This is a genomic window from Kitasatospora sp. NPDC057223 (assembly GCF_042669755.1).
Lineage (GTDB): Bacteria > Actinomycetota > Actinomycetes > Streptomycetales > Streptomycetaceae > Kitasatospora.
The window spans coordinates 44,582-60,752 of record NZ_JBHUWW010000018.1; the positions used below are offsets into that span (position 1 = coordinate 44,582).

15 protein-coding genes are annotated in these 16,171 nt (G+C 73.1%); 8 read left to right on the forward strand and 7 right to left on the reverse strand.

The features are described 5' to 3' along the window. Positions 1 to 40: 40 nt before the first annotated feature. The 4 genes from ACFUK0_RS10040 to ACFUK0_RS10055 form a co-directional block, all read right to left on the reverse strand. Complete coding sequence (locus tag ACFUK0_RS10040; RefSeq protein WP_380248118.1) at positions 41 to 571, reverse strand: SigE family RNA polymerase sigma factor; 531 nt, start codon at positions 569 to 571, stop codon at positions 41 to 43. A 200-nt stretch (positions 572 to 771) separates the two neighbouring features. Further along, positions 772 to 2,586, reverse strand: coding sequence for a glycosyl hydrolase family 18 protein (locus ACFUK0_RS10045; RefSeq protein ID WP_380248120.1), 1,815 nt, complete (start codon positions 2,584 to 2,586; stop codon positions 772 to 774). 397 nt (positions 2,587 to 2,983) lie between these two features. Beyond that, positions 2,984 to 3,595 carry an FxLYD domain-containing protein gene (locus ACFUK0_RS10050; RefSeq protein WP_380248122.1) on the reverse strand — a complete coding sequence of 204 codons (612 nt, stop codon included), beginning with the start codon at positions 3,593 to 3,595 and terminating at the stop codon, positions 2,984 to 2,986. 126 nt (positions 3,596 to 3,721) lie between these two features. Next, a complete protein-coding gene (locus tag ACFUK0_RS10055) occupies positions 3,722 to 4,282 on the reverse strand; it encodes a DoxX family protein (protein ID WP_380248124.1) in 561 nt (186 codons plus the stop codon). Between the two features lie 168 nt (positions 4,283 to 4,450). Here ACFUK0_RS10055 and ACFUK0_RS10060 point away from each other — a divergent pair, with 168 nt between their 5' ends. Further along, positions 4,451 to 4,753, forward strand: coding sequence for a barstar family protein (locus tag ACFUK0_RS10060; RefSeq protein WP_380248126.1), 303 nt, complete (start codon positions 4,451 to 4,453; stop codon positions 4,751 to 4,753). A 42-nt stretch (positions 4,754 to 4,795) separates the two neighbouring features. Further along, on the forward strand, positions 4,796 to 5,428 hold the full coding sequence (locus ACFUK0_RS10065) for a MarC family protein (protein WP_380248128.1): 633 nt from the start codon (positions 4,796 to 4,798) through the stop codon (positions 5,426 to 5,428). A 53-nt stretch (positions 5,429 to 5,481) separates the two neighbouring features. Here ACFUK0_RS10065 and ACFUK0_RS10070 read toward each other — a convergent pair whose 3' ends face one another. Beyond that, entirely contained in the window at positions 5,482 to 6,015 is a 534-nt protein-coding gene (locus ACFUK0_RS10070; protein ID WP_380248130.1) for an NADPH-dependent FMN reductase, read from the reverse strand. Between the two features lie 38 nt (positions 6,016 to 6,053). Next, positions 6,054 to 6,488, reverse strand: a complete 435-nt coding sequence (locus tag ACFUK0_RS10075) for an Lrp/AsnC family transcriptional regulator (protein WP_380248132.1) — start codon at positions 6,486 to 6,488, stop codon at positions 6,054 to 6,056. A 224-nt stretch (positions 6,489 to 6,712) separates the two neighbouring features. Between ACFUK0_RS10075 and ACFUK0_RS10080 the strand changes: the two genes are divergently transcribed. The 3 genes from ACFUK0_RS10080 to ACFUK0_RS10090 all read left to right on the forward strand — a co-directional run bounded on the left by ACFUK0_RS10080 (position 6,713) and on the right by ACFUK0_RS10090 (position 9,399). Beyond that, entirely contained in the window at positions 6,713 to 7,546 is an 834-nt protein-coding gene (locus ACFUK0_RS10080; RefSeq protein WP_380248134.1) for a tryptophan 2,3-dioxygenase, read from the forward strand. Between the two features lie 11 nt (positions 7,547 to 7,557). Then, positions 7,558 to 8,781: a kynureninase gene (kynU, locus tag ACFUK0_RS10085; protein ID WP_380248136.1), complete on the forward strand. Its 1,224-nt coding sequence runs from the start codon at positions 7,558 to 7,560 to the stop codon at positions 8,779 to 8,781. A 132-nt stretch (positions 8,782 to 8,913) separates the two neighbouring features. Beyond that, positions 8,914 to 9,399, forward strand: a complete 486-nt coding sequence (locus ACFUK0_RS10090; RefSeq protein WP_380248138.1) for a hypothetical protein — start codon at positions 8,914 to 8,916, stop codon at positions 9,397 to 9,399. A gap of 85 nt (positions 9,400 to 9,484) precedes the next feature. Here the strand turns inward: ACFUK0_RS10090 and ACFUK0_RS10095 are convergent, their stop codons facing one another. Further along, positions 9,485 to 11,368, reverse strand: coding sequence for a choice-of-anchor A family protein (locus tag ACFUK0_RS10095; protein ID WP_380248140.1), 1,884 nt, complete (start codon positions 11,366 to 11,368; stop codon positions 9,485 to 9,487). 215 nt (positions 11,369 to 11,583) lie between these two features. Here ACFUK0_RS10095 and ACFUK0_RS10100 point away from each other — a divergent pair, with 215 nt between their 5' ends. The 3 genes from ACFUK0_RS10100 (at position 11,584) to ACFUK0_RS10110 (ending at position 16,118) form a co-directional block, all read left to right on the forward strand. Continuing rightward, positions 11,584 to 12,333, forward strand: a complete 750-nt coding sequence (locus tag ACFUK0_RS10100; protein ID WP_380248142.1) for a 4'-phosphopantetheinyl transferase family protein — start codon at positions 11,584 to 11,586, stop codon at positions 12,331 to 12,333. 113 nt (positions 12,334 to 12,446) lie between these two features. Further along, on the forward strand, positions 12,447 to 12,938 hold the full coding sequence (locus ACFUK0_RS10105) for a hypothetical protein (protein ID WP_380248144.1): 492 nt from the start codon (positions 12,447 to 12,449) through the stop codon (positions 12,936 to 12,938). A gap of 216 nt (positions 12,939 to 13,154) precedes the next feature. Continuing rightward, positions 13,155 to 16,118 (forward strand): BTAD domain-containing putative transcriptional regulator, encoded by a 2,964-nt coding sequence (locus ACFUK0_RS10110; RefSeq protein ID WP_380248146.1) that lies wholly within the window; start codon positions 13,155 to 13,157, stop codon positions 16,116 to 16,118. Positions 16,119 to 16,171 lie beyond the last annotated feature (53 nt).

Here is a 16,171-nt window from a genome sequence, read left to right on the forward strand (position 1 = left end):
GGGACGGGGCAGGGCTGTCTGACGGCGGTTCGGGTCCTGGTCAGGAGCGCATGACGGCCGCCGCCTCCTCACCGAGCCGGGCGCGCATCCGCGCCAGCGCCCGGCTGCTGCGCGAGCGGACGGCGGTGGAGCTCAGGTGGAGCGCGGCGGCCGTCTCCTCCACGCTGCGGTCCTCCCAGAAGCGCAGCACCAACACCGCCCGGTCCAGCGCGGCGAGTTCGCCGAGCGCCCGCAGCAGGGTCAGCCGCAACGCCGGGTCGGGGTCGCTGACACCGGTCTCGGGGATGCTGTCGGTCACCCGCTCGGTGCTGCTGCGCCGCCGCCGGTACGACAGGAAGGTGTTGACCAGGACGGTCTGCACGTACCCCGCCGGGTTCTCCAGCCGCGAGACCCTGCGCCACTTCCCGTACACCCGGCCCAGCGCCTCCTGGACGAGGTCCTCGGCGAGGTGCGCGTCACCGCCGGTCAGCAGGAACGCCGTCCTGAGCAGGTGCCGCCCCCGGGCCGCGACGAACTCGGGGAACTCCACCGGCTCCCGCGGCGCCGCGACCGTACCTGTTGTCTGGTCCATACCCCTCTAACGCACTGAACGGCCTGCCGTGTGGCAGGCCGTTCGGTGCGGATCTGCGCCGTCCTGGTCCGGACAGCCCTCCGGCCCGCCGGGAGGAGTCCCAGCGGGCCGGATCCGCGGACGGCCGAGGCGGCCCGTCCAGGGGTGTTTCAATGCGGTGCGGGCTCCGTCAAGTGCCCTTCGCAGTCAGGTGCTCTGCGTCAGCAGGCGCCGTTGTCGGTCCAGACGCCCCACTGACCGGTGGTGGTCGGGTCCTCGTTCGTGGTCCACCACTTGCTGGTGTAGTAGTGGCCCTTCCAGGAGACCTTGGTCGGGGTGGCGTAGATGGCCGAGGCGCTCCAGCTCGGAGCGGCGGAGCAGGTGCCGGCGGTCGCCGTGGCGGTCGGGGAGACCGTCGCGGTCGGGGAGGCCGTCGCGGTGGCCGTCGCGGTCGGGGAGGCCGTGGCGGTCGGGGAGGCGGTCGCGCTCGTCGAGGCGGTGGCCGACGGGGACGGGGCGGCCGGGCAGGCGGCGGCGGAGCCGTCGGTGGCCGAGGCCATCTTGTCGAACAGCGCGGTCTGGGTGCCCATGTCGTACAGCGAGAAGGCGAAGGAGCCGCCGAGGCCGTTGCAGTGGGCGTAGTCGATCTTCGCCTGGATGGACTGCGCGTTCTCGCCGGACCAGAAGGTGGTGCCGTCGTAGAAGTAGGCGGCCTTGGCGGCGTCGTCCCAGTAGGTCTTCGCCGGGTTGTCGACGAAGCCCGTGAGCTCCTTGTACATCTGGATACCGGCGACGCTGCCGGACATCGGCGCGCCGGCGGCGGGGCCGGTGGCGGTCTGGAACAGGCCGTTCTTGCCGTTGTTCGGCACGCCGGTCCAGCCGCGGTAGTAGAACGGCACACCCATGTTGATCTTCTTGGCGGGGAAGCCGCCGGGGATGCCGTACTGCGGGTCACCGACCGTGAAGGCCTTGATGGCGTTGTCGATCGAGTACTTGCCGGTGCCCGGGGTGACCGGGGTCATCGGGTCGTTCGGACCGGAGTAGATCGGGGCCTGGTGGTTCGTCGGGCCCTTCGCCTCCCAGCCGCCGTGCATGTCGTACGTCATGACGTCGAGGAAGGTGAGGTACTGACCGATCTTGTCGGTCTCCAGGTTCTTGATCTTGTCCTGGCCGGCACCGACCGCCGCCGCGGTGGCGTAGGTCTTGCCGTCGGCCGCACCCTGCGCGTCCAGCTGGGTGCGCAGCTCCTTCAGGAGCAGGGTGAAGTTGGCCTTGTCGTTCGGGCTCTCGTGGTTGCCGAGGTGGCCGCCGCCGCCCGGGTACTCCCAGTCGATGTCGATGCCGTCGAAGATGCCGGCCGCCGTGCCCGCGCCGCCGTAGCCGGCGTCGACGGGCAGGTTGCCCTTGATGAACATGTCGATGCAGGAGGACACGAGCTTCTTGCGCGAGGCGTCCGTGGCGGCCGCGTCGGAGAAGTACTTCGAGTAGGTCCAGCCGCCGAGCGAGATGAGGATCTTGAGCTTGGGGTTCTTCGCCTTCAGCTTCTTCAGCTGGTTGAAGTTGCCCGCGATCGGCTGGCCCCAGGCGTCCGCGACACCGTCGACGGAGGTGTTCGCGTCGAAGGACTTCTGGTAGTCGGCGAACGCGTCGGCCGCGCCGTCACCCGCACTGGGGTTGTTCTCGTCCTGCGAGGCCGCCTTGGTGGCCTGGAAACAGGAGAGCGTGGTGGGGTTGATGTTGGCGAAGTCGTAGATCAGGTAGTCGAGCTTCCCGGCGACGCCGGTGTCCTGGATCGTCTTCGGGTAGTAGGCGTTGCCGTAGATCGACCACTGGTCGAAGTAGGCGACCTTGATGCCACCGCTGGTCGCCGCGGCGCCCGTGGTGTTGGTGGCGGCCGCGCTGGCGGTGCCGCCGGAGGTGAGCGCGAGACCCGCGCCGAGCAGCAGGGAGGCGGCGGTGCCGGCCGCGAGAGCGACGACGCTCTTCGGACGCCGCCTGCGGACCGGCTCCTGGGCCGGGGAAACAGAGCGAAGCATGGGTGCGTGACTCCAGGTTGTGGGGGACTCCGCCGCGGCCCCGGAGGCCCGTGCGGGGTGGGGCCGCACGACCAGGGACATGACAGAAGGGAATCGAGCTGGGACATGCTGTGACGGACGCCGGGGGTGTGCCGAACCGGCGCCAGAGGTCTGGACCTCTGACGCCGGCTCAGGGGCTCCCTGCACCTGGGGATTAAAATGGACTAGACCAACTCACCCGTCAAGGCCCCCGATTGACCCTTGAGGACCCCTTAAGGTTCGCTTCTCCTCCACATCGCGCCTGACCTGCGGGTAAACATCGCACAACGCGGAATGGGCCGATCCCCCAACCTGGAGGACCGGCCCAAACATGCGTGTTCTGATCGGTGAACGTTCGGCCGGCGGCCCGGTCGGCGGTTCAGTAGCGCACCGCCCGCGCCACGACGGCCGAGATCCCGCCGGAGAGGCTGCGGTTGCTGCGCACCGTGGCCTGCGAGCTCTGGCCCGCGGCCACCTCCGGCACGTTCACCACCGCGGCGTCCAGCACGTTGCCGGACCCGTCCGTGAAGTTGACCTGCACGCTGTAGCGGTACGACTGCGACGCGTGGTCGGTGACCGTCGCGGTGACCTCCACCCGGCCGTCCGAAGCGGTCGTCACCGGGCCGAGGGTCACGTCGTCCTTCGCGTCCAGGCCGCCCTTCACGCCGGCGATCGCCGAGGAGGCGGCGGCCTCCGCCGAAGCCGCCGCGGAGGAGGCGCCGGACGCGCCGGAGGCGATCGCGGAGTTCGCCGCGGAGGCGGCCTCGGACACCGCCGACTGCACCGCGGAGGCCGCCGCCGAGACCGCGGACTGCGCCGCCGACGCCACCGAGGACACCGTCGGATTCGCGTCGCCGTCCGAGGAACAGCCCGCCAGGGCCGTGGCACCGAGCACCGCCGCGGCCAGCGCGGTGACCGCGAGCACGCGCGGCCGGCGGACGGTGGGGGCCGCCTGGTCCTGATGGGTCCTGCGGGGCTGCTGACGCTCCATCGTGTCCTCGTTCTCTCGCCGTTCGTACCCGTGGCTCCCCGCCCACCCTCCGGGCCTCCCGCAGCGGCTGCCAGCAGGGCTGCGCCGACCGGGTGACGGCGCGGGGACGTGCCGGAAGGCCCCCGTTCAGGAGAGTCCGGTGCCCTCCTGCCCGGCGTCCACCGCCGCCCGCTCCTCGCGCAGGCGCACCACGTGCCGGCGCCGGGCCACCACCGAGTACGCCGAGACGGCGCTCGCGGTGAAGGCCAGCAGGCCGATCCAGGGCCGGTCCACCCGGTGGCCCAGCGCGTGGTCCAGCGAGTAGCGGCCCGCCCCGGAGAGGCCGAGCGAGAGGCCGGCCGCGCCGATCAGAGCCGGGTACTCGAAGCCGCCGGCCGTACTGAAGAACCCGGCGGGCGCGTGCACCGAGACCGCGCCGGCCATCGTGCCGGCCACGATGGCCCCGGCCGCCGGCGTGGCCAGGCCCACCACCAGCATCGCGCCGCCGCCCGCCTCCCCCAGGCCGGCGGCGATCGCGCTCTGCCGGGCCGGGTGGAAGCCCATCGCCTCCATCCCCTGCGCCGTGCCCTCCAGGCCGCCGCCGCCGAACCAGCCGAACAGCTTCTGGGTGCCGTGCGCGATGAGCACACCGCCCACCGCGGTGCGCAGGGCGAGCAGGCCGAGATCCTTGCGATTCAGACAGGTCATGTCGAGCCTCTGTTCGTGCGGCCGGTACTTGGCAGAGCGGACGATCGTGCCTCCCATCCCAGCCCAAAGGGCCCGTCCGCTCGACCCGGCGCCGCCATCCGGGCGAAAATCGTGCCAGGGCCGCACCCGCCGGGAGCGGCCCCGGAACAACCGAGGTCAGGAGCCGGGATGGGCGCGGACGAGCACCACCTGCGGGGGGCCGGGATCACCGACCGGGCGAGCTGCTACACCGCGCTCGGCGAGGCCGTCAACGGCCCCGGCGGCTACTACGGCGGCAACCTGGACGCGCTCGCCGACTGCCTGCGCGGCGGCTTCGGCGCCGAGCCGCCGTTCACCCTGGTCTGGCACGAGGCGGCCGTCGCCCGCCGGCTGCTGACCGGGCGGGTGGAGATCGCCGGACGCGGGCTGAGCTACTTCGAGGCGCTCGTGCACACCCTGCGCGAGGGCGGCGTGACGGTGCTGCTGCGCTGATCCCCGGGGGCGGCGGCGCCCGGCGGCGGCGAGGCTTGGGGCATGTACGTCTTCGATCTCAGCAGTGCCTTCATCGCGTTCTTCGCGGTGGTCGGGCCGCCCAAGGTCCTGCTGTCGTTCGCCCAGCTCGGCGCCGGGCGCAGCACCGCCGAGCTGCGCCTGCTCGCCCTGTGGAGCACCCTGGTCGCCGCGGTGGTCGGCGGCGTGATGTCGTTCACGGCCGACTTCGTCACCTCGCTGTTCCACGTCAGCGACCAGTCGCTGCAACTGGCCGGCGGGGTGATCTTCTTCCTGTACGCGGTGGCGCTGGTGCTCGGCATCCACCTGGGCGGCGGCTCGGACGACGACGAGCATCTGGCGAACCCGCTGGTCGACGGCATCCGCGGACTGCTGCTGCCGTACATCGCCAGCCCGCTGGCGATGACGGCCGTGCTGATCGGCTCGCTGAGCAAGGACACCTGGGCCTGGCACAGCACCGTCGCCGTGGCGTACCTGGCGGTGGTGGTGATCAACTGCGTCTGCGTGCTGGTCCTGGCGCCGCTGCTCCAGCGCACCCACCGGACATCGCTGGAACTGCTGTCCCGGCTGCTCGGCCTGCTGCTGGCGGCGGTCGGCGTGGAGCTCGTCCTGTACGGGCTGGCCGGGCTCGGCGTGCCCGTGTCGGGCGCCCACTGACGGGCGCCCAGGACGGGCGCCCGGGCGGCGGCGCGGCCGGGGGCCGGCCGGGGTCAGCCCGCGGTGAGCAGGGTGAGCACCCGGGCGAGCTGCTCGCGGACGGCCGGGTCGGTGATCACGCCGTCCGGGCCCACCGAGTCGCGGTCCACCGGGATCCGTACGCAGGCCTCCTCCAGCACGGCCGCGCCGGTGTAGTCGAGCACCATCCGCAGGGTGGCCTCGGCGCCCTGGCCTCGGCCGGGGTTGGCGGCGTTGATCCAGGCCGTCGGCTTGTCGGAGATCTCGACGCCGCCGACCGTCCAGTCCAGCAGGTTCTTGAAGGAGCCGGGCAGGGTGCCCGCGTACTCCGGCGCGCAGACCAGGATGGCATCGGCGGCCGTGATCGCCTCGCGCAGGGCGGCGACCGGGGCGGGCAGCGGGGCCGCGTCGTCGTCCGGGTTGAAGTGCGGCAGCCCGCCCAGCCCGGTGTAGAGGGTGGTGGTGACGCCCTCGGGGGCGACCGCGGCGGCGGTGTGCAGCACGGTGTGGTTGGAGGAGCCGGTGCGCAGGCTCCCCGGGAGCAGCAGGACGTGACGGTTCGTCGGCATGCCCGCCAACCTACCCGCAGGGCCTGGACCCCGGTCCCTCAGGGCGCGACGACGGGGCGCCACGGCACCGGGCTGGAGAGGATCATTGAGCTGGCGGGCTGACCGTACCCGGCGAGCCGGTCGATCAGCGCCTCGAAGTCGGCCATCGCGGGCACCGCGACCAGCAGGGCGCAGCAGGCCCCGCCGGTCACCCGGTGCAGTTGCAGCACCTCGGGCCAGGACGTCACCTCGGGGTCGCGCAGCAGGCAGCGCGGGCCGTAGCACTGGATCTGGACGAGCGCGGTGACCGGCAGCCCGGCCTGCGCCAGGCCGACGTGCGCGTGGTAGCCGCTGATCACGCCGTCGGCCTCCAGCCGGCGCACCCGCTCCGCGACGGCCGGGGCGGAGAGGCTGACCCGGCGCGAGAGCTCGTTGTAGGAGAGCCGGGCGTCGGCCTGGAGTTCGGCGAGCAGGCGGCGGTCGACGGCGTCCATGGGTGGCTCCTGCGGGTGGTCCGGGGCTGGTGCGGGCGGGCGGTTCACGTTCGTGAGGCCGGATGGCGGAAACACCATTTGAATGGAAGGCGCGGCCGCCGATCCGGTGTCCGGAGCCCATTCAAGAGCGGGCCGGGCCGCCGCACAATGGGTTCGCCCCACCGGGACGGACCGGGAACGGCCGGAGAATCCGGCGCAGGGCGGGCCGTCAGGAGGTTTTCGGGATGGGGCACGACACGGTGAGCACACCCAACCTGTCGTTCGGTAGGGCCGAGGAGCCGGGGCACGGCACCCCCTACGCGAGGTACGTACGGCTGGAGGAACTGCACGGCCTGCAGCACCCGCGCAGCAAGGTGCCGGCCGAGCTGTCGTTCATCGTCACCACCCAGGTGATGGAGCTGCTGTTCGACCTGCTGCGGCACGAGTGGACCCAGGCCCAGCAGGCCCTGCGCGAGGACGACGTGCCGGGGGCGCTGGCGGCGCTGCGGCGCGGCACGCACGTCCAGGACGTGCTGGTGAACTCCTGGGACCTGCTGGCGACGATGACGCCGCTGGAGTTCGGCGCGTTCCGCGAGGTGCTCGGGGAGGCCTCCGGCTTCCAGTCCTCGGCGTTCCTGCGGCTGGAGTTCCTGCTCGGCAACAAGAGCGAGCACCTGCTGCGGATGTACGAGGAGGTACCGGGCACGCACGCCGAGCTGGCGGACGCGCTGCGGGCACCGGGGCTGTACGACGACGCGCTGGCCCTGCTCGCCCGGCGCGGCCTGGCCGTCCCGTACGAGCCCTCGGCGGAGCGGTACCGGCCGCTCCCGGAGGTGGCGGCGGCCTGGCGGCGGGTCTACACCGACCCGGCGGAGTACCCCGGCCTGGCGGAGCTGGGCGAGGCACTGCTGGACGTCGCGGAGCGGGTCACCCGGTGGCGCCAGCGGCACTACTCCTCGGTCAAGCGCACCATGGGCGACAAGCCGGGGACGGGCGGCTCCAGCGGCCTGGCCTGGCTGAAGCGCTCCGCCGAGCAGGACGTCTTCCCGGAGCTGTGGACCGTCAGGAACGAGCTGTGAGGGGGCCGGGTGTGATCACCCGCGAGGAGTGCGAGGCGCTGGACGCGGCGGACCCGCTGGCGGCCTTCCGCAAGGAGTTCAGCCTGCCCGAGGGCATCGTCTACCTGGACGGCAACTCGCTGGGCGCCCTGCCCGTCCGCACCCCGGAGCGGGTGCGCGAGGTCGTCGAGGCCGAGTGGGGCCGGGAGTTGATCCGCAGTTGGAACGACGCCGGCTGGTTCGAGCAGCCCTACCGCCTGGGCGGGCGGATCGCACCGATGATCGGGGCCGGCGACGGCGAGGTGGTGGTCTGCGACACCACCTCCGTCAACCTGTTCAAGGTGCTGGCCGCCGCCCTGCGGCTGCGGCCCGGCCGCCGGACGGTGCTCGGCGACGGCGCCGCCTTCCCCACCGACCTGTACATCGCCGAGGGCGTGACCGGACTGTTCGACGGCACCCGCAGCGTGCTGCTGCCCTCCCCCCGGGAGCTGGCCGGACACCTGGACGACCAGGTGGCCGCCGTGGTCCTCTCCCACGTCGACTACCGCACCGGCGAGCTGCTGGACATGGCCGCGATCACCGCCCAGGTGCAGGCCGCCGGCGCCCTGATGATCTGGGACGTCTGCCACTCGGCCGGGGCCCTGCCGGTCGAACTGGGCTCCTGCGGCGCGGACTTCGCGGTCGGCTGCACCTACAAGTACCTCAACGGGGGCCCGGGCTCGCCCGCCTTCCTCTACGTGGCCGGGCGGCACCAGGCGGCGGCCGAGCAGCCCCTGAGCGGCTGGTTCGGGCACGCCCGCCCGTTCTCCTTCGAGCCCGGGTACGCGCCGACCGACGGCATCGGACGGTTCCTGACCAGCTCACCGTCACTGCTCGGACAGGCCGCGCTGGGGGCGAGCCTGGACGTCTGGGAGCGGGCCGACCTGAACGCCGTACGCGCGAAGAGCCTGTCCCTGACCGACCTGTTCATCACCCTGGTCGAGCCGCTCGACGTGGAGGTGGCCACGCCGCGCGAGCACGCCCGCCGGGGCAGCCAGGTCGCCCTCCGCCACCCGGACGGCTACCCCGTGGTGCAGGCACTGATCGAGCGCGGGGTGATCGGAGACTTCCGGGCACCCGACCTGATGCGGTTCGGCTTCACGCCGCTGTACCTCTCGTACGCGCAGGTCTGGGACGCCGCAGGGCAGTTGGCCGAGGTGCTGGAGTCCGGCGAGTGGCGGGAGGAGCGGTTCGGGCGGCGCGGTGCGGTGACGTAGGGGCGGTGACGTAGGGGCGGTGACGTCGCGGACGATGGCTTCGCGGAGCGCGTCCGTCAAGTGCGCTCCGGAACAGCGGTGTTGTGCCGCCCGGCCTGTGGTGATGGTGCGTCATTTCGTAGGATGGTCCGTATGGGACCTCTGGAGCCTGACCCCACCGAAATCATCGTCGGCCTGATCTGCTTCTTCCTGATCTTCGGCATACTCGGCCGGATCATCCTGCCTCGCCTCGAACAGACCCTCGCCCGGCGCGAGGACGCCATCGAAGGCGGGGCGGAGCGCGCCCGGGCCGCCATGGCCGAGGCCGAGGACACCTACACCGCCTACCGGCAGGAACTCGCCGCGGCCCAGCACGAAGCCGCCCGGATCCGCCAGGCAGCCGCCGAGGAGGGCGCCGCCCTGATCACCGCGGCCCGCGAACAGGGCCAGCGGGAGCGCGAGGAACTCGTCGCCGCAGCCCACGCCCAGATCGCCGTCGACCAGGCCCTCGCCGCGATCACGCTCCGCGAGAACGTCGGCGGCCTCGCCACCGACCTCGCCGGCCGGATCATCGGAGAACCGCTCGACGCGTTCGCCGCGCAACGCGGCTCGGTCGAGCGGTTCTTCGCCGATCGGTGACTGTTCAGTACTGATCCGCTCACCACTGATCCGCTCGGCCGAGGCCGGCCGTCACCGGCCGGCCTCGGTCGTTCTCAGCGCCAGGTCAGCTGTGACGCCCGCGACGACGGGCGACCAGCACGACCAGGCCACCACCGGCCAGCAGCGCCGCACCCGCCAGACCCAGCATGACCGGGTTCCCGGAACTACCGGTGGACGGCAGCGACGGACCGCTCGTCGTACCGCCGGTGGGCCCGTGCGTCGGCGATCCACCAGGGGTGGTGTGCGACGGGCTCGGGCGATGCGACGGACTGTGCGACGGGGTCACGCTGGGGCTGTGGGACGGGCTGTACGACGGGGAGTGAGTCGGGCTGTGGGACGGGCTCATGCTCGGGCTCGGCGAGGGCGAGGGCGAGGGGCTGGGGCTCGGGGACGGGGAGGGGGAGGGGGACGGGCTCGGAGACGGCTTGGGCGAGTGGGTGAAGCTCGGGCTGTGCGTGGGGTGCGGGCTGCGGGACGGGCTCGGAGAAGGCGACGGAGACGGGCTAGGGCTCGGGCTCGGGCTCGGCGAGGGCGAGGGCGAAGGGCTGGGCGACGGGGACGGGCTCGGGCTCGGCGAAGGACTCGGCGAGGGCGAAGGCGAGGGGCTCGGAGAAGGCGACGGGCTAGGCGAAGGACTCGGGCTCGGCGACGGGCTGGGGCTCGGGCTCGGCGAGGGAGACGGCGACGGACTCGGCGAGGGGCTCGGAGAAGGCGACGGGCTAGGCGACGGACTAGGGCTCGGGCTCGGCGACGGACTAGGGCTCGGGCTCGGCGACGGACTAGGGCTCGGGCTCGGCGACGGCGACGGGCTCGGGCTCGGCGACGGCGACGGGCTCGGCGACGCACACTCCGGAAGGTCTCCGTCGAACGGGTATGCGTGGAGTTCGTAGCCGCCGGTGCCGGTCTGCTCCAGGTTGCCCGCGAGGTACACCCGGCCGTTGATGCCCGCCTGGGAGAGCGTCATGGTGTTGGCGGGGTTGCCCGCCATGATGGAGCCCTGGAACTGGGCGCCGCCGGTGATGGTCGAGGTGGTGGCGGTCGGGAAGTTCCACATCAGCCGGGGGCGCAGGATCGCCGTCGGCGTACCGTCGAACCCGGTGTTGGTGTTGATGACGGGGTTGTCGGACAGCATGTTGACCACGACGGTGGCGCCGTCGGGGATGCCGGCGAACACCAGGTCGATCGCCGTTCCGTCGGCCTTCGTCAGGTTGCCGGACACGTTGAAGACCTGCCGCGCACTGGTGTTGTCACCCTGGAACGTGACCGTGAAGCCGTCCGAGGTGACCGTGCCGGTGGCGGCCGCCGTGCCCGTGCAGGCCGACACCGTCTCGATCTGGGTGAGTACGTCCTGGAACGGGGCGGCCGCGTTCGGGTCCTGGATGGCGGCGCCGGTCGGGGCGATGTCCGTGGTGCCGGTGAGGGTGCCGGCGTACCTGAGGTTGCCGTACGCGATACCGGTCGAGTCGCTGCCGCCGATGAAGAGGGTGTTGCCGGTCCTGATGTCGACGTTGCCGCCGACGGTGAGATGGTCCGTACCGTTCGGCGGGACGACGCGCGAGCCGACCCCGACCACGCCGGCGTTGAAGCTGCCGCCGCCGTCCTTGTCGACGGTGAAGTTGCCCAGAGCGACGATCTTGCCCTCGGCCTCCGCCGCGCGGCCCGACACGCGGTAGTAGCCACCGGTGAAGATGTTCAAGGTGGCGTCGCGGCCGGCGAAGTCGCCGTTGTTCACCGGCGGGAAGGGGTTGGGGCAGCTCGGGCCCGAGCAGGGGCCGAGTGGCGGTGCCAGCGGGGCGGCGGAACCGATGCTCAGCAGTGCCGTCATCGGTGCCAGTGTGAGCCCGGCGATCAGGGCCACCCTCACCAGTTTGCGCCGCCGGTCCGGCTGCGGCTCGGCCGCCGGCTCCTGCGGACCGACCGGGTCGGTGGTACCGACACCACGATTCATTGACTGCCCCTTACGCACGTCGGAGCGGGCAACCCCCCACCACCCGTCACTTATCTGATGATGCGTTCATCCAAGCGTGAGGATGGGCTCCCTCGACGGCACCACGCCGCCCCCTATGTCCGGATATCATGCGCTTGGTCCAGCCGAGAGAGCCGCTTGTCCGACCAGGGCTGCGGCTCATAGGTTGGATGCGGCAATCGGAGAGGACGGCAGTGATGCAGAGCGGTTCGTACGACGGGGACGGCCCGCTGGTGGCGGTGTCGGCCAGCACCGGGATCCTGCGGCACCCAGAGGCGGGCGAGCACCTGCTCTCCCCGCTCGAACAGAAGCGCGCCACCCGATTTCACCATGAATCGGTACGGAACGACTTCATCGCCGCGCACATCCTGGTGCGGTTCTGCGCCGCCCGCCTGCTGGGGCTCCCCGCAAGCACTCTGACGCTGGCCCAGCGCTGCCCCGACTGCGGGGACGCCGCCCACGGCAAGCCGTACCTGCCGGATCACCCGGACGTCCACGTCAGCCTCTCGCACACCCAGGGGCTGGTCGCCGCCGCCGCGGGGCTGCACCCCGTGGGCGTGGACGTGGAACTGCCGACCCGGGGGGACGCCTCGGCCGAGATGTACGAACGCGTGCTCGCCGAGGCCGAGTTGCGGCAGGTGCGGGCGCACCGGGACCCGGCCCGGGCCTTTCTGCGGCAGTGGGTCCGCAAGGAGGCGATGATCAAGATCGGAAGGACCACCCTGGACACCCTCGCCGACGTCGACCTCTCGGTCCTGCCGGTCGACCTGGTCGACGGCGCCGTCCTGCACAGCCGGTTCGGCGACCTGCACATCCTGGACTGGCAGGACAGGCAGGACGGGCAGGACGGTCCCGGGAGCCCGGCCGGCGCGGGCGCCACGCTCGCGGCGGTCAGCACCAGCCCCCCGCGACTGGACACCGCCGGCGTCCTCGCCCGGCAGCGGTAGCCGGGCCCCCACCCGGCCGGACGGGGCCCGGACCAGCGGTGTTAGCGTGCCTGGGGCTTCGCTCGGCGGACGCCCCGGCCGCACCGTCCGCGCAACCGCAAAGGGGCCTCCCGATGGCCAAGTTCCTCCTGAGTCTGCACGTCCTCGTCTCGGTGCTGTTCATCGGGCCGGTGGCGGTGGCGGTCAGCATGTTCCCGGCCCGGGCGCGGGCCGCGCTCGCCGGCGGCCCCGGCCAGGCCTCGGGTGCGGACGCGGGATCGCTGCGGCTGCTGCACCGGATCACCCAGGTGTACGCGCTGCTGGGCCTCGCCGTGCCGCTCCTGGGCATCGGCACCGCGCAGGTGATGGATGTCCTGGGGCAGTCCTGGCTGATCGTCTCGATGGTGCTGACCGCGCTGGCCGCGCTCTCGCTGCTGCTGTTCGTACTGCCCGCCCAGCAGGCCGCCGTGGACGCTCTCGGACTCGACGAGACCCGGGCCGACGACCACGCCGGGGCGGTGCGGGGCCTGCGCCTGCTGCCGATGACGGCCGGCGTCTTCAACCTGCTGTGGGCCGTGGTGGTCGTCCTGATGGTGATCCGCCCCGGATCGACCACCGGCGCCTGAGGCGCCGAGGCACTGAGGCACCGCTCCCGCCCCGGGCCCGGCCGGTGAACCCCGGCGTGGTGCGATCCAGACCCCCGTGGCCGGACCGTCCCACGCCGGGATGATCATCCGATGACCAGTCTGCCGGGCCTCGTCAACGGCCCACTAACATGTCACCAACAGGGCCTTCGACGGGGAGTTGACGGGACGACCGGCCCGCCTCGGGAGGGTTGTCACATGCGTTTTGGCCTGCTCGGCCCCTTGACCGTGCACGACGGTGCGGGTGTGAGCCGCCCGGTCGGGGCACTCAAGAGCAGGACGCTGCTGACGGCCCTGCTCCTGCGGGCCGGCCGCCCGGTCACCGTCGACAGCCTCAAGGAAGCACTGTGGGGGCAGCACCCGCCCGCCACCGCGACGGCCTCCCTGCACAACCACGTCTCCCGGCTGCGGCGGGTGCTCGCGGACGACGAGGAGTCCCGGCTGCGCGCGGTGCCGCAGGGATTCCTGCTGCACGCCACCCAGGACGAACTGGACACCGGCCGCTTCGCCCGCCTCCTGGCCGACGCCCGGACGGCACACCGGCGCCAGGACTGGCCGGGGCTCGCCCGGCAGGCCGGCGCGGCCCTGGAGCTCTGGCGCGGGCAGCCGCTCGCCGACGTACCGGGCTTCGCCGGGCACCCGGCCGTACTGCGGCTGACGGACCAGCACCTGCAGCTGCTGGAGTGGCGCTTCGACGCCGACCTCCAGCTCGGACGCCACGAGGGCCTGGCCACCGAACTCGGGGCGCTGGCCGCCGAGTACCCCTACCGGGAGGCCTTCCACCGCCAGCTCATGCTCGCGCTGCACCGCACGCACCGGCAGGCCGAGGCGCTCGCCGTCTTCCACGCGCTGCGCCGCACCCTCGTCGACGCGCTGGGGGTCGAGCCCGGGCGGGCCGTCCAGGAGGCGTACCAGGAGATCCTGGCCGACGCCCCGGCGCCGGGCGACGAACCGGCCGAGCCACCGGCTCCGGCCGCCCGGCCGCGACCGGCCCAGCTCCCGGTGCCCCCGGCCGGCTTCGTCGGCCGGGCCGAGCAGCTCGCCGCCGTGCACGCGGCCCTGACGGCGGGTGGCGGGCAGCCTGCCGTGGCGGTCGTCAGCGGCATGGCCGGGGTCGGCAAGACCGGCCTCGCCCTGCAGGCCGCCCGCGCCCTGCGCGAGCACTTCCCGGACGGACAGCTGTTCCTGAACCTGCACGGCGCCACTCCCGGCGTCGCGCCGCTCGGCGCACTGCACGCACTCGGGGCCCTGCTGCGCGGGCTGGGCATCGAACCCCGGCTGATCCCCGGCGACGCCGACGCCGCGTCCGCCCTGCTGCGCTCCACGCTCGACGCCACCCGCACCCTGATCGTGCTCGACGACGCCGCCTCGGCCGCGCAGGTCCGCCCACTGCTGCCGGCCGGGCCCGCCTGCGCCGTCCTGGTCACCAGCCGGCCGCCGCTGGCGGCGCTCGACGGCGCCGCGCACATCCCGCTGGCGCCGCTGACGGCGACCGAGGCCGCCGCGCTGATCGCCGGCGCCTCCGGGCGCGGGGCCGGCCAGGGCGACAGCGAGGCGGTCCGACGACTGGCCGAACTGTGCGGCCAACTCCCGCTCGCCCTGCGGGTGGTAGCTGCCCGACTGGCCGTCCGCCGGGCGCTGACCGCGGAGTCCCTGGTCGAGCTGCTCACCGACCAGGAGCGCCGGCTCGACCAGTTGGAGTACGACGACCTGAGCGTGCGCCGCTCGCTCGCCGTCGCCCACGACGCCCTGCTCACCTCGGAGCGCGCCGACGAACGCGACGCGGCCCTCGCACTGCGGCGGATCGGCGCCCTGGACCTCCCCGAGTACGGCGTGCCGCTGCTCGCCCGGCTGATGGACACCGACGAGGACCGGGCGGCCGACGCGCTGGACCGGCTGGTGGGCGTCGCGCTGCTGGAGGAGACCGACTTCGGCTACTACGCGCCGCACGACCTGGTCCGCGACTTCGCCCGCGAGCTGGCCGTCCGGCTCGACGGACCGCCCGACCGGGCGGGTGCCACCGACCGGGCGCTGCGCTGGTACGCCGCCGCGGCGCGGGAGTCCGTCGTGGCGATCGTCCCGCCCGGGACCGAGCGCGACCGGCGGCTTCCCGGGCGCCGCGGCGAGGCAGCGCCCTTCGCCGACGGTCCGGAGGCATTCGCCTGGTGCGACCGGGAGTTGACGAACATCGCCACGCTCGCCACCAACTTCGGCGGCGTGCCCGCCCACCGGGAGACCGTCCTGGCGCTCGTCCAGGCGCTGTTCCCGTACCTGCAACGCCGGGGCCGGATCGAGGCGTTGCGGGTGCTGAACGAGATCGCACTGGCCACCGCGTGCGCGTGCGGCGACGCGACCGCGCAGGGCCAGGCGCTCAGCGACCTCGCCGGCGGGCGCTTCATGGCCGGACAGTTCGAGGCCGCACTGGCCCTGAACGAGCGGGCGATCGGCATCTGGCGGGAGCTCGGCGACGACGAACGGGTGCTGCCCGCGCTGTCCAACCGGGGCCTGCTGCTCCAGGATCTCGACCGCGACGCCGAGGCGGCCACCGTCCTCGACGAGTGCCTGCTGATCGCCCGGCGCAGGGGTGTGGAGCGTACCGAGGCGATCGTCCTCAGTACTCTCGGCAACCTGCACGAGAAGTCCGACCCGCGGCTCGCGCTGCGCTGCCACACCCTGAGCCTGGAGATCGGCGAGCGGCTCGGTGACATCGTGGTGTGCCAGGCCGCGCGGACGAACATCGGGTACGCCCACCTCAAGCTCGGTGAACCCGCCGAGGCGCTGCCGCAGTTCGAGGCCTGCCTGCGGTCGGTGACCGTCGACGCCGCCGACTGGCACCAGGAGGTGCAGGCCCGGCTCGGGCTGGTCCGCTCGCTGCACGACCTGCACCGCGAGGAGGAGGCGGAGCGGGAGTGCCAGCGGGTCCTCACGATGGCCGGCGAGCGCGGTGACACCTACTCCCAGGGGCTCGCCCTGCACGTCCACGGGCTGATCCTGCACTCGCTCGACCGGCCCGAGGAGGCCCTGGCGCGCTGGCAGGAGGCGCTGAAGGCGCTCGCCGGCACCGACGACCCGGTGGTCGCCGAGCTGAGGACGCTGACCACCGGCGAGGGCCGGGTGCCCACCCAGCGGTCGGGCGGGGCCGGGGCGACCGCCCTGCGGTGAGCGCGGGACACCGGCCCGTCCGACGGCGGGGACGCGGGCGGCCTGCCGAGCCG